At 68.0% G+C, this 12,424-nt stretch carries 12 protein-coding genes; 5 read left to right on the top strand and 7 right to left on the bottom strand.

All coding sequences use genetic code 11. The features are described from left to right. Positions 1–30: 30 nt before the first annotated feature. From BO221_RS38370 to BO221_RS38355, 4 genes are all read left to right on the top strand, one after another. A complete protein-coding gene (locus tag BO221_RS38370; RefSeq protein WP_073565820.1) occupies positions 31–690 on the top strand; it encodes a LysM peptidoglycan-binding domain-containing protein in 660 nt (219 codons plus the stop codon). An 88-nt stretch (positions 691–778) separates the two neighbouring features. Then, positions 779–1,459 carry a hypothetical protein gene (locus BO221_RS38365; RefSeq protein WP_073565819.1) on the top strand — a complete coding sequence of 227 codons (681 nt, stop codon included), beginning with the start codon at positions 779–781 and terminating at the stop codon, positions 1,457–1,459. Positions 1,460–1,500: 41 nt separating this feature from the next. After that, positions 1,501–3,165 (top strand): isovaleryl-CoA dehydrogenase, encoded by a 1,665-nt coding sequence (locus BO221_RS38360; RefSeq protein ID WP_073565818.1) that lies wholly within the window; start codon positions 1,501–1,503, stop codon positions 3,163–3,165. 55 nt (positions 3,166–3,220) lie between these two features. Next, the gene (locus tag BO221_RS38355) at positions 3,221–3,802 is read left to right on the top strand and encodes a DJ-1/PfpI family protein (protein ID WP_073565817.1); all 582 of its coding nucleotides are present in this window, start codon (positions 3,221–3,223) and stop codon (positions 3,800–3,802) included. A 148-nt stretch (positions 3,803–3,950) separates the two neighbouring features. Here the strand turns inward: BO221_RS38355 and BO221_RS54305 are convergent, their stop codons facing one another. The 5 genes from BO221_RS54305 to BO221_RS38330 all read right to left on the bottom strand — a co-directional run bounded on the left by BO221_RS54305 (position 3,951) and on the right by BO221_RS38330 (position 8,679). Next, positions 3,951–4,280 carry a hypothetical protein gene (locus tag BO221_RS54305; protein WP_143195925.1) on the bottom strand — a complete coding sequence of 110 codons (330 nt, stop codon included), beginning with the start codon at positions 4,278–4,280 and terminating at the stop codon, positions 3,951–3,953. Positions 4,281–4,491: 211 nt separating this feature from the next. Next, a complete protein-coding gene (locus BO221_RS38345; RefSeq protein ID WP_073565815.1) occupies positions 4,492–5,319 on the bottom strand; it encodes a hypothetical protein in 828 nt (275 codons plus the stop codon). Next, a complete protein-coding gene (locus BO221_RS38340) occupies positions 5,316–6,077 on the bottom strand; it encodes a hypothetical protein (protein WP_073565814.1) in 762 nt (253 codons plus the stop codon). The genes BO221_RS38345 and BO221_RS38340 overlap by 4 nt, the downstream gene beginning before the upstream one ends. Then, positions 6,074–8,134, bottom strand: a complete 2,061-nt coding sequence (locus tag BO221_RS38335; RefSeq protein ID WP_083682046.1) for a TonB-dependent receptor — start codon at positions 8,132–8,134, stop codon at positions 6,074–6,076. The genes BO221_RS38340 and BO221_RS38335 overlap by 4 nt, the downstream gene beginning before the upstream one ends. A 203-nt stretch (positions 8,135–8,337) precedes the next feature. Next, positions 8,338–8,679 (bottom strand): hypothetical protein, encoded by a 342-nt coding sequence (locus BO221_RS38330; RefSeq protein WP_233166445.1) that lies wholly within the window; start codon positions 8,677–8,679, stop codon positions 8,338–8,340. Positions 8,680–8,927: 248 nt separating this feature from the next. Here BO221_RS38330 and BO221_RS38325 point away from each other — a divergent pair, with 248 nt between their 5' ends. Continuing rightward, positions 8,928–9,278, top strand: coding sequence for a DUF1428 domain-containing protein (locus tag BO221_RS38325; RefSeq protein WP_073565812.1), 351 nt, complete (start codon positions 8,928–8,930; stop codon positions 9,276–9,278). A gap of 25 nt (positions 9,279–9,303) precedes the next feature. Here BO221_RS38325 and BO221_RS38320 read toward each other — a convergent pair whose 3' ends face one another. Together BO221_RS38320 and BO221_RS38315 are read right to left on the bottom strand one after the other, a co-directional pair. Beyond that, positions 9,304–10,077 carry a haloacid dehalogenase type II gene (locus tag BO221_RS38320; protein ID WP_083682044.1) on the bottom strand — a complete coding sequence of 258 codons (774 nt, stop codon included), beginning with the start codon at positions 10,075–10,077 and terminating at the stop codon, positions 9,304–9,306. 59 nt (positions 10,078–10,136) lie between these two features. Further along, the gene (locus BO221_RS38315; RefSeq protein WP_073565811.1) at positions 10,137–12,356 is read right to left on the bottom strand and encodes a transporter substrate-binding domain-containing protein; all 2,220 of its coding nucleotides are present in this window, start codon (positions 12,354–12,356) and stop codon (positions 10,137–10,139) included. Positions 12,357–12,424: the final 68 nt, after the last annotated feature.

Below are 12,424 nucleotides of genomic sequence, written 5' to 3'. Positions count from 1 at the left end.
CATCGCGACAATCATTGCAGGAGATTTCGCATGTCCACCTACCGCATCCGCCCTGGCGACACCCTTTCCGCGCTCGCTTCCCGGTTCAAGACCAGCGTCTCGGCGTTGGCGCGTCACAACAAGATCGCCAACCCGAACCTCATCTACGCGGGAAGGACGCTGCGCATCCCCGGCCGGGGTGACAGCTTCGAGCCGACCAAGAGCGGCGGGACGCGCGGCGGCGGCCGCCCCGGCGGCACGGGTGGCACGAGCGGCGGCGGAAAGGTCCAGGGAAGCGGCGGCGCCGCGAGCCCGGGCAACGTGACCCCCGCGATGCGCAAGCTCGCGAGCGCGGGCCGCGCGGCGGCGCTGGGCATGGGCGGGTACAACAGCCAGGGCCTGTGCGCCACGGGCGTGAGCCGGGCCATCCAGAACGCCTTCGGCTTCAAGGTCTGGGGCAATGGCAACCAGATCGACAACAACCTGCCCCGCGACAAGTTCAAGCAGGTCAACATGTCGCTCGAGCAGGCGCTGAAGATTCCGGGCCTCGTGCTCACCTGGGAGAAGACCCCGTCGCGCCTGGGCAGCATCTACGGCCACACCGCCATCACCACCGGTGACGGCCGCTCCTCCGTGAGTGACTTCATCGAGCGCAACACGCTCGGCGCCGGTGGCCGCAGCGGGCTGAAGATCTTCATGCCGACCATGTAACGCCCACCTCACCGTGGAGCACCGCCGCCTCCGGGGACGTCACCCGGGGGCGTTGTCGTTTGAAGAGGGCACGGTAGGCTCGCCGTGGATGCACGAACCGCCCGCCTCGCCTCCCCTGCCCCGGTGGAGGCATACGCTCCTCGAGCTTCTGCTGACCACCCTCCTCCTCGCGGGAATGTTCCTGTGGTTTCCCCTGATGCGGACGGATGCCTTCTGGGCGCAGCTCGAGGGCCCCTCCATCGGAGGACTCTCGCTCGCGCTGGCGCTGCTCCCCGCGCTGCTCGTCCACCGCCTCTCGTTTCCGTTCTTCGACGCGTTCCTCGAGCGGGACGGAGAGATGGCAGCCGATCGCATTGACAAGCCGCACGACCTCGCCGCGGTGGTCATCCAGCTGCGGCCCTTCCGCTCGCTGCGCGTGCGCCAGGCCACGACCTTCCTCACCTTCTTCAACCTGCTCGCATCCTCGAGCGCACTCGCGCTGTGGCACGGGCATTCCACCGCGCACGCCTCGGAACGCCTGGAGGTGCGGTGCCAGGTCACCGGCTTCAAGAAAGGGCGCGGCGAGGATTCGCGCTGGATCCTGACGTTCGAGTGCCCGCTGCCGGGTGCGGCACCGGCGACGGCACAGACCCGGCTGCCGGAATGGCAGTGGCTGGAAGGTACACCCCCACCCCACGCGCTGCGGGCCCGCCTCCAGCGTGGCGGGCTGGGCGGCTGGCTGGTTCCACTGGAGACGGTGGAGCTCGAGGCACGGCGCCCCACACGATGAACCGGGCCAGCGTCACTCCGGAGTTTGATAGGACCCCACCCATGAACGACCCGCGCACCATCGCCGAAGGCTTCCTCACGCACCAGGTCACGAACCAGGTCCCGCCGCTCAGCTATGACGCCTGGGCCACCGACACGGTGTTGCGTGAAGCCGTGACGCGGGAGGGTGGCGGCTGGGCGGAGGCCGAGATCGCGAAGTACGGCCCCGTCGTGGGCGGGGAGTCGATGCAGCTCGGGTTCACCGCCAACGAGAACAAGCCGAGGTTCCGTCCGTTCGACCGGTACGGCAACCGTCTGGACGAGGTGGAGTTCCACCCCGCCTACCATCGCCTCATGGAGCTGGGCATCGCCCATGGCGTGCCGAACTTCGCCTGGAGACACGAGGACAAGCCCGGAGCCCACGTGGCCCGCATGGCGCTGTTCTACCTGCACAACCAGGCCGATCAGGGCACGAGCTGCCCCCTGACGATGACCTACGCCAGCGTGCCCACGCTGCGCCGCCAGCCGGAGATCGCCCGGGAGTGGATGCCCCGTGTGAGCTCGACCACCTATGACGCGCGGTTCATCCCCGCGGCGCAGAAGGGGGGCGCCACCATCGGCATGGGCATGACCGAGAAGCAGGGTGGCTCGGACGTGCGCACCAACAGCACGCGGGCGCATCCGCTCGGGAGCCGCGGGCCCGGACAGCTCTATGCGCTCGTGGGCCACAAGTGGTTCTTCTCCGCGCCCATGAGCGACGCGTTCCTCGTGCTCGCGCAGGCCGAGAGCGGGCTGTCGTGCTTCCTGCTGCCGCGCTTCACGCCGGACGGCGAGCGCAATGCCATCCGCGTCCAGCGCCTCAAGGACAAGCTCGGGGACTGGAGCAACGCCAGCTCCGAGGTCGAGTTCCACGGCGCCACCGCCTGGATGGTGGGCGAGGAGGGCCGCGGCGTCTCCACCATCCTCGAGATGGTGGCCCTCACGCGCCAGGACTGCATGATCGGCTCGAGCGGCCAGATGCGGCAGGCGCTCGTGCAGGCCATCCACCACACCCGGCACCGCAGGGCCTTCAGCAAGCGGCTGATTGAACAGCCACTGATGATGAACGTGCTCGCGGACCTGGCGCTCGAGTCCGAAGCGCATACCGTGCTCACCGCGCGCGTGTCGCGGGCCGTGGACGCGAGCCACCGGGAGACCCGGGAAGCGGCCTTCGGGCGGATCGCCACGGCCATTGGCAAGTACTGGGTGTGCAAGCGCGCGCCCGCCTTCATCAACGAGGCGCAGGAGTGCCTCGGCGGTGCGGGCTACGTGGAGGAGTCGAACCTCGCGCGGCTGTACCGGCAGGCCCCGCTCAACTCCATCTGGGAAGGGAGCGGCAACATCCAGTGCCTCGACATGCTGCGTGCCGTGACGCGCGAGCCGGCCAGCCGCGACGCCCTGTTCGAGGAGATCCTCGCCGCCCGCGGTGGACATCCGGCGCTCGACGCCGAAGTCGCGCGGCTGACGAAGGAGTTCGACGACCAGGGCACGCTCGAGTCACGCGCGCGTTACATCGTCGAGCGCCTCGCGCTGGCACTGCAGGCGTCCCTGCTCATCCGCGCCGGCAACAAGCAGGTCTCGGACATTTTCTGCGAGTCGCGGCTGGCCGGTGCACACGGACAGACGTTCGGCACGCTGCCGGGCCACGCTCCGTTCCACGCGCTCATCCAGCGCGCCTTCGCGGAGTGAGCCGGGGCGCCCGCTGTGTTATTTCTTCACGGGTCTTCAACCCGGAGGAAACCATATGGCTGGCAAGAAGCTGCTGATGCTGGTGGGCGACTACGTCGAGGACTACGAGGTGATGGTGCCGTTCCAGGCCCTGCAGGCGGTGGGGCACACGGTCCACGCTGTCTGCCCGGACAAGAAGGCGGGAGAGACGGTGCGCACCGCCGTGCACGACTTCGACGGAGCCCAGACGTACAGCGAGAAGCCGGGCCACAACTTCGCCGTCAACGCCACGTTCTCGGAGATCGAGGCCTCGCAGTACGACGGCCTGGTGATTCCGGGCGGCCGGGCGCCGGAGTACCTGCGGCTCAACCCGAAGGTGCTCCAGGTGGTCCGCCACTTCGCCGAGGCGAAGAAGCCCATCGCGGCCGTCTGCCACGGGCTGCAGGTGCTCGCGGCGGCGGGCGTGCTCGAGGGCAGGCGCTGCACGGCCTATCCCGCTTGCGGCCCCGAGGTGACGCTCGCCAAGGGCACCTACGTGCAGGTGCCGGTGGATGACGCGGTGATTGACGGCAACCTCGTCACCGCGCCCGCCTGGCCCGCGCACCCGAAGTGGATCGCCGGCTTCCTCCAGGTGCTGGGCACGCGCATCCAGCACTGAGTCACTTCGCCCACGCGGGTGCGTGGAGGCGGCGGGAATTGAACCCGCCGCCTGGCACTCCCAAAGCGGGCCTGACGGAGTTTCGTGGAAGTTTGGCGGTAGCGTGTGCCCTGCCGGGGTGTGGCCGGAGGGGACGGTGTTGGGCGCTCTAAAGAACGTGCAGATCGTCCACTTCAACAGCGTAGGTTTCGCCCTGTTTGATCGCCGTCACCGAAAGTGTCAGGTCGCTGCGGCCTTCCTCTCGAGTCCACAGAGGTACATCAAGGGTGACCGCATCCGGCTGAGACGTCTGTTCATGGATATCTACAAGCCTCTCACCGTCAACTGGCAAGGGAACAAGAGTCCGCCCATATTGCTCGACAGCAGTTCTCAACTCCGCTTCGGTCAGGCGCCCTGCTCGGCCATCCGCTGCGATCGCCGCATACCGTCCCGCCACCAGATCCTCTATCAGGCGCCGAACCTGACCCATCAGTTTCACGTCCACAGTGCGGCCTCCTACCGATTGCCGGGAATTCTGGTCGGTGTTGATGGCGTGACGCCGATCGATTTGAAGTAATCATCGGCGCGGCCAATGAGCGTTTGTGCCTCCTCAGGAGACAGCCCCGCGCGTCGCAGGGCCCCATGCTGTAGCCGAAGCGCTCCCTCACCGCCCCCCTCTCACCTGGGAGGGGGGTGCATGGGTCAGCGGGTCAGCGGGCGCGGGGAGAGCACTCGCCCTCGCCCCGGAAGTGCCCCACCGTGCGAACCAGCGCGGTCACGAAGTCCCGCAGGTTTCGCACGTTGGCGGCGCCTCCCGTTCCGTACTGGCCCATGGGCAGCTCCGTCAGGTCCACCTGCGCCAGCTCCTCCAGCGTCACTTCTCCGTCCGCGCCCGAGATGCCCAGCTTGTCGGCCGCGGCGAGCGCGTCGAACCGCATCTTCGCGTCCGTCGACTGGAGGTCGTCGAAGAAGAGGTGGTCGCCGTGAATGGTGAGCTGCACTGTCTCCTCGCCACCGTCCGGCACGGTCAGCCCCTCACCGAGGTCCGGGTGCTCGCAGTGCTCGTAGAGCGTGTTCAAGGGAAAGCCCCAGGCGAACCGCTTCGTCACCGCCCCCTTCGTGGCCGTCCCCTCCATGTACACGGACCAGCCATTCTCCTTCAGCAGGTTCACGTCCGCCGCGCTCGCGTTGCCCGCCTCCGCGCTCGCCGAGGGCGCGATGGCAAAGCTCACATCGTCCCAATCCGCCGCTGGCAGCGCGGAGAAGCTCGCCACCGTCACGGGCCCTGGCTTGTGCACGTCGAACACCTTCGCTCCCACCGACTCCGCCGCCACCTCACCGCCGTGGCCGGCCACCTTCAACTCGCCGAGCGTCACCAGGAACTTCGAATACTTCACCGTCCAGCCGTCCTCGAAGTCCTCGGCGGGGATCTCCTTCTCGATGAAGTCCTCCCCGTACGTGGTGAAGGTCACGTTTCCCGAGCCCTGGCTGCACGCCATCAGCCCCATCAGTCCCACGCCCAGCATCAGCTTCTTCATTGCGTTGCTCCTTCTACCCACGTCACGACGTAGGCACTCGTGTCTTCCACGCCGCGCACCAGGGCGTTCATCGCCTGGCTCCCAACGGGGAATGTGGAAACACCACCCTCGCCTCCGGAGGACGCCGTGGCGAAGTCGATACGGCCCAGCCACCTGGCCAGCTCCACCGTGATGCGCACCCGTCCCGCCTCCTGCTCCAGCGTCCGCTCGAAGCGGATACCCTCGATGGGCTTGGGCAGATCCATCTCCGCGTCGAAGCGCACCTGCCGGCCATCCGTGTGCACCGCCCGTCCCCGGACGCGCACCGTGTGGCCCCGCAACACGTTCTGGGTGTCACTCGCCGCCGTCGCCGGGGACAGTGTCAGCTCCATCGAGCCGTACGCTCCGGTCACCGCGTTGGCCTCACCCAGGACCGTGGGCTGTGCCGCCAGCAGGTCCACCGTCGTGGTGCTCAGCACCTCTCCCAGCGCATCGCCCGGCACGTAGTGGCCCGGGTGGGCCCACGCCGTTCCGCCGAGGAGGGCATAGGGCTCGAAGCGAGGCCACCGCGCGGAGAGCAGCACGCGCCCCTCGTAGAAGCGCACCGTGCCTACCGAGACGTGGACGGACTCCGGCGTCACCGTCCAGCCCCGCTCGTTCGGGCCTGTCATCGGTTGGACCGTCATCTCCACGGGAAAGGTGCGCCGCTGCGCCCCCGTTCCACAGCTGGCCAGGAGTGTCAGGGCGAGCATTGCCCACGGGAGAGAGACTCGTTTCATAGATGGACCTCCAAGGTGAGCGAGGCCGTCCGGGGCGGCCCCGCGGTGAAATGCCGGGCGGGGACGAGGCCCGCGGGGGCCTGGGGGTCGAAGCGGGAGCCATAGACGAACTCCCCGTCGCGCCACCGGGAATCGAGGGCGTTCTCCACCTCCAGCCGCAGGCCCACATTGCGCCACCGTGCCCCCAGCAATGCGTCCGCGAGGAACACCGTGCGGCTGTACTCATCGAAGGGAAGGGGCCTCGGGCCGATGAGTGTCAGTCCAAGCCCCGCCGTGAGCTCCACCGGCTGCCCCACGAGCGTGAGGGTCCGTGTCCAGCCCACGTCCCCCCGGGCCACCAGCGGTGCGAAGTAGGGCAGCAGGGTGTTCGTCTCGAGCACCCGTGCATGCGCCACCGTCGCGCTCAGTGCCGCCGTCACACCGGGAAGCGGGCGGGCCTGGAGCGCCCCCGAGAGACCCGCGCGGACCGTCTCTCCCGTGAAGACCGTCGTGCCCACCGTGTGGTCGAAGACGAAGTCATCCTCCACCTGCGAGGCGAACAGGCTCAGCTGTGCCGCCACCCGCTCTCCATCCCGCCGGGCTCCCAGCTCCGCGCTGCGCACCGAGACGAAGGGCGCGCGCTCCCCCTCCGCCAGGCTCCGCGCCTGGGGAGAGCGGAATCCATCTCCGTAGCTCGCGAACAATCGCCAGAGGGGAGTGAGGGAGAGCTCGAGCCCCGCCTTCGCGCCCAGATGCGTCCCGAAGGCGTTGCGGGAGTAGCCCTGGCCGTCGTGGTAGCGGGGATCCCGGAACGCCAGCGCGTCGAACACCTCCACGCCCAGCGCGTCCGCCCGGCCTCCGAGCAACAGCTTCCAGCGGCCGAGGACCAGCTGTGCCTCCGCGTAGCCCCACACGTCCGTCTGCACGAAGTTCGAGTCCACCTCCTCCGCGAAGAAGGTTCCGTCCGACTCCCGGTAGCGCCGCTGCGTCTGGGTGGCTCCATCCCGGCGGGCACCGAGCCCCATCTCCAGGGCCACGTCCTTGCCGAACGCCTGGACGAGCCGCCGGTACTCCGTGCGCGCGCCCAGCGTCCGCGCTCCGTGGGTCTGCTCCAGCCCGTCTCCTCGCGCGTCCACCCGGAAGCCCGTGAAGTTGTTGCGCAGGCGCAGGTCCGTCAGCAGGCCGAACACCTCCAGCAGCATGCGCTCCGAGCCGTGTCTCGGCAGTTCCACCCCGAGCAGCAACTGGTGCCGCGTCGCCGCGCCTCCCTGCCTTCCGAAGGGCGCATCGTAGAAGCCGCTCCGGCCCGCGAGCAGGTCGTCCTCGCGCACCACGCCGGGGGTGTCGAACCGGGTGGTGTAGCTGCCCACGAGCGCTCGCACGCGCAGCGCGCCCGCGCCCGTCTCCACCTTCGTCACCGCCTGGGCCAGCAACGAGGCCCGGCCGAAGGTCCTCCGTGGACCGAAGCCCTTGCCCTCGCCCAGTTCCACCGCGGCGAAGGTCTCCGCTTCGTCTCCCGGCCGGACCGCGGCCACCACCCGGCGCTGTCCGTATTGCCCCAGGGTTCCCGCCAGCAGCACGCCGGGCTCCTCGAGGCCCAGCTCCATCCGCACCGTCCCCGCCACCGCGAAGTCTCCCTGGAAGGCCCGGTAGGAGCCTTCCGTCACCCGCAGCTCCCGCACCACCTCGGGGATGATGAAGTTCACATCCGCGTAGCCCAGCGCGTGGATGTGGCTCACCTCGTTGACGGGCAGTCCTCCCACGTTCAACTCCACGTCCTGTCCGTGGAGCGCGTCGAACCCGCGCAGGAAGAGCTGCTGCGCCTTGCCCTCTCCACCGTGCCGTGAGGCCACCAGCCCCGGCACCAGCCGCAGCAGATCCACCGCGCCCGTCCTCGGAGCCGTGTCCAACACCTCGCGGTCCAGCGTCACCTCCGACGCGCTCCGCGCCGGCCGCGTGGCGCGCACCGTGGTGTTCGCGGACGAGGGCGTCTCGGGTTGCGTCGCGGGGGGCTCCTGGACCTCCGGCGATGGCGCCTCCTGGCGCTGCTCCACGGACACGGGAGGAACGTGCACCATCCCACCCTCGTCCCAGGGGGACGCGGCGGCACAGATCAATAGACAGAGAGAAATCACGAGATGCAGCCACACCTGGACCCTGGCGCCACGCGCGGCCGTGAACACACGGCGCACGTCACCCGGGGTCTCGAAGCCCGCACGGACAAATGCCACGCGCTCCCGCGTTCACGGGGCGCACGCTCTTTCTTCCGGGAAGGGCTTTCCTATGGGCCCTGAGGCATCGCCGTCGGTCGCGGTGGGTCACCCGGCAGCAGCAACGGGCCCCGGAAGACCGCCCACCGGATGGGCACCCAGCGCGTCACGGGCGCGAACACGTGCACCTTCGCCACCGCCACCGCGAGCAGATGCTCCACGGAGCCCGCGAAGTGCTGGTGTCCGTGGGCCCTCAGGACGGGCCCACGCTCGTCGTCCTGCTCGGCGTGGGGGGCGTGTGCATGGCCCCCCGCATGCACGTGGGAGTGGCCATGCGCCGCTTCCCATCCTCCACCGTGGCCCACCGTCGCGTGGAGCACCGGAGCCAGCGCGAGCCCGTACACCAGGACCATCAGGCCCAGGCATCCCAGGTCTTGGCGGTCATGGGCGTCCAACAAGGGCGGCGTGCTCCGGTTCAGGGAGGGATGGGGGCGGGCTCTCCCTACCGGGCTTCTCCTGGACATGCAAGGCGCCTCACCGCCCGTGCTGGCCGCTCCGACGATGGGTTCGGAACCTTCTGGAACCTCGGGTCCCCGAATCTCATACTCCCTGGCCTGGTAAGGAGCCCCACGTCGAACGCCATACAGGCGAGGAGAAAGCCATGCGTTACATTGATGGATTCGTTGCCGCGGTGCCCGCATCCAACAAGGAGGCCTACCGCAAGGTGGCCGCCGATGCCGCGCAGGTCTTCAAGGAGTATGGTGCGCTCCGGGTCGTCGAGTGCTGGGGCGACGATGTGCCGGACGGCAAGGTCACCGACTTCAAGGGCGCGGTGAAGGCCGAGCCCGGGGAGATCGTGGTCTTCTCGTGGATCGAATGGCCGTCGAAGGCCGCGCGCGACGCGGGCAACCAGAAGATGATGGAAGACCCGCGCATGAAGGTGAACACGGGCACGATCTTCGACGGCAAGCGAATGATCTACGGCGGGTTCGAGATGCTGATCGACACGTGACCCCCGCTCCACCCAGCAGTCCGCATCACGGGCGCTTGCCGAGAACCCCGGCAAGCTCCTGGATGTCCTTGACCACCAGGTCTGGCTTCGCGGCCAGGGGGTAGAGCGCCTGACCAGGACGCGCCACGAAGACGGCCTGGAATCCGGCGGACTTCGCCCCGGCCACATCCCAGCCGTGGGCCGCCACCAGGATGGCATCCTCCGGTTCGACGCCCATCTGCTCCGCCGCCCAGCGGTAGGCCCGCAGGCCGGGCTTGTAGACCTTGATGTCCTCGATGCTCAGGTTGCGTGTGAACAACTCCGTCAGCCCGGCATTCTGGAGCTGCGTCTGAACCCCGGCATATGAGGAGTTGGTCAGGGTCACCAGCGTGTAGCCCTGAGCCTTGAGTGCCTTCAATCCCTCGAGCACGTCAGGATGGGCCGGCAGCTCGAGCAAGGGCGTGACGATCGCGGTCTTCGCCTGTTCCTGAGTCAGTTCGATTCCGTTGTTCCGGGCCACCATCATGAGGGCGGCCGTGCCGACCGCGCCGAAGTCGTGGTAGTTCTCCGTGACTGTCTCGACCAGCGAGTAATGCAACATGGTCGAGAACCACAGTGGGAGCAGGTCCTGCCTTCCGCCCAGGGCCCCACCGACGGACTGACGCATGGATTCCAGGTCCAGCAGCGTCTCGTTCACATCGAAGAAGATGACCTTCCGCGTTGGGGCGGTATGCCTTTTCGGCGGCGTGGCACAGGACGCGTGGAAGCCCACCAGCAAGCAGGCCAGCAGTAGCGACAGCAGATGACGGACGGAACGCATCGGATTCTCCTGGTTCAGGGCTCATCAGAGCGGGTGACATCCCAGCGCGGCAGCCCGGGTCATGGCGGAGGCTCCGCGCGCGCCTCGCCATACGGAAGCACCACCGTGAAGGTCGAGCCCGCTCCGGGAATACTCTCGACCAGGATGCTGCCGCCATGGGCCTCGACGATCTGCCGGGCAATGAAGAGCCCGAGCCCGAGCCCGCCGTAGTGCCGATCGGAGACCGCCCGTTCGAACTTCTCGAAGATACGGGCCCTGGCCTCACTCGGAAATCCGATGCCCTGATCCCGGACCACGAGCCGCACCGTGTCCGGCCCGGGCTCGACCCTGACCTCCAGCGGCTTTCCCGCTCCGAACTTGATGGCATTCTCGAGCAGGTTGGTGACGACCTGCTCCATTCGGAACCGGTCCCACTTTCCGATGGCGGGACTCCCGGTGCGGATCTCCATCGGAGAACCGCTGCGTGCCAGTTGCTCGCCCAGGTCATCCACCACGTCACGGACCACCTGGCGGAGGTCCACCTCCTCCCGCATCAACTCGAAACGCCCCGCGCCGATGCACGAGACATCGAGGAGCTGCTCGATGAGGGTGCGGAGCCGCTCGGCCTGGGCTTCGATGCGGGGCAGCTCGCGCAGCAGGATGCCGGTGCGAACCGGTTGCTCCGGAGCACCCTGGACCGCCCGGTGAAGAATCGACAGGCGGAGCTTCAGGGACGTCAGGGGCGTGCGGAGCTCATGGGCGGCGACTACGAGGAAGGCATCCCGTATGCGGATGGCATCCTGGCCCTGCTGATACAGCCGCGCATTGTCATACGCGAGGGTGGCGTGCCGGGCCACCTCCTGGGCCAGCTCGAGCTCCTTGCTCCCGTAGCGCCGTCCCAGCGGGCCCGAGCCCAGGGTGAGCACCCCGAGCATGTTTCCTCGCGAGATGAGGGGCACCGAGATGGCGCTCCGGGTTCCGAGCGCGATGATGAGCTGCGTATGTTCCTCGCTCTCACACGTGGCCCGGATCTCCTCCTCCGACAGCTCGGGGTAGAGCCTGGGCTGACGGGTCCGAAGCACCTCGCTGGCCGGGCTGTTGCTTCCCTCCCGGGCCGGGTAGCGTTCGGCGAGCGTGTCGAGCAGGGGGCGCTTCGTGGGACTGACATGCGCCCCCGCGAGCCGGCGGATCTGCCCCTCGACCATCACGTCGATCACGCACCAGTCCGCGAAGTGGCGCACGCATAACTCACCCAGGCGCGAGAGGGTCTCACTGTAATCGAGCGTCTCGGAGAGGATGAGGCTGGCCTCCGCGAGGAACGAGACGTTCCGGTGCGCCTCCGCGAGCTCGTGGGTCCGCGCTCGCACCTGCCGCTTCAGCGCCTTGTTCCAGGTGATGACCGTCCCCACCACCACCGCCACGCCCACGAGCAGAATCACCACGACCCGCCAGAAGAGGGGATCCCGGTAGAACGGTGGCGCCCTCGCGTAGACCCATCGCCTCCAGATGGTCTCCTTTTCCTTCTCCGTTATTCGATCCAGCCCCTTCTGGATGATGCGAAGCAGGATCTGCTCATCCTTCCGGACCCCCATCGCCAGCTCATATTCGTAGGGGATCCTTCCCGCCACATGGAGGTTCGTCAGGTTCTCCTGGGTGACGTGGAAGGACAGGGCCGTGACATGCAGGATCATCGCGTCGACTTCGCCGGTCGACAGGCGCAACAGTCCCTCGAGATCATTGGGAACGGGGACGAGTTGGAGCTCGGGATGGGTGCGCTTCAGATACTCATGGGCTCCGAAGTTCTCGCCGACCGAGATCCTCAACCCCCGCATCTCCTCGAGGGTGAGCCGCTCCCAGGTCCCCTGGCGCACGACGATGAGGATGGGAATGCGGACGTACGGCTCGGAGAAGACGAGGTATTCCATGCGCTCGGGGGTCCTGGTCAACCCGCTCGCCAGGTCCACCCTTCCCTCGCGCATGTTCTGGAGCACCTCGCTGACGGTGGTGGGAGGAGCCTCGCGAAACTCGACGCCCAGCTTCGCCTCCAACAACCGGACATAGTCCGCGGTGATGCCACTGAACTCTCCCTTGTCGTTGATGAACGACAGGGGAGCGTTGATGTAGGGGCCGAGCACGATGCTGTCCGCATTGCGCTCGAGCCACTCCCGTTCCTCCGGGGTGAACGCATCCCGGGCATTCCCCTCGAAGAGCCCGCGCCCGAACACGAAGGCCGCTCCGGCCAGGACAATCAAGCCGGTGAGGACAAGCCAGCGGTGTACCCGTACTTGTTCCCGGAGCATCGGAGAGCACGCCTCCCGTCCCCGGTCACGAGAGCGGAATCCGAAGAGCCTGGATAGGGGGAACCCTC

Origin of the sequence: Archangium sp. Cb G35 (genome assembly GCF_001896145.1) — a bacterium.
In the GTDB taxonomy this organism is placed as follows: domain Bacteria; phylum Myxococcota; class Myxococcia; order Myxococcales; family Myxococcaceae; genus Archangium; species Archangium violaceum.
The sequence above is the reverse complement of the archived record's forward strand: the minus strand, read 5'-3'. Positions and strand labels throughout refer to the sequence as shown.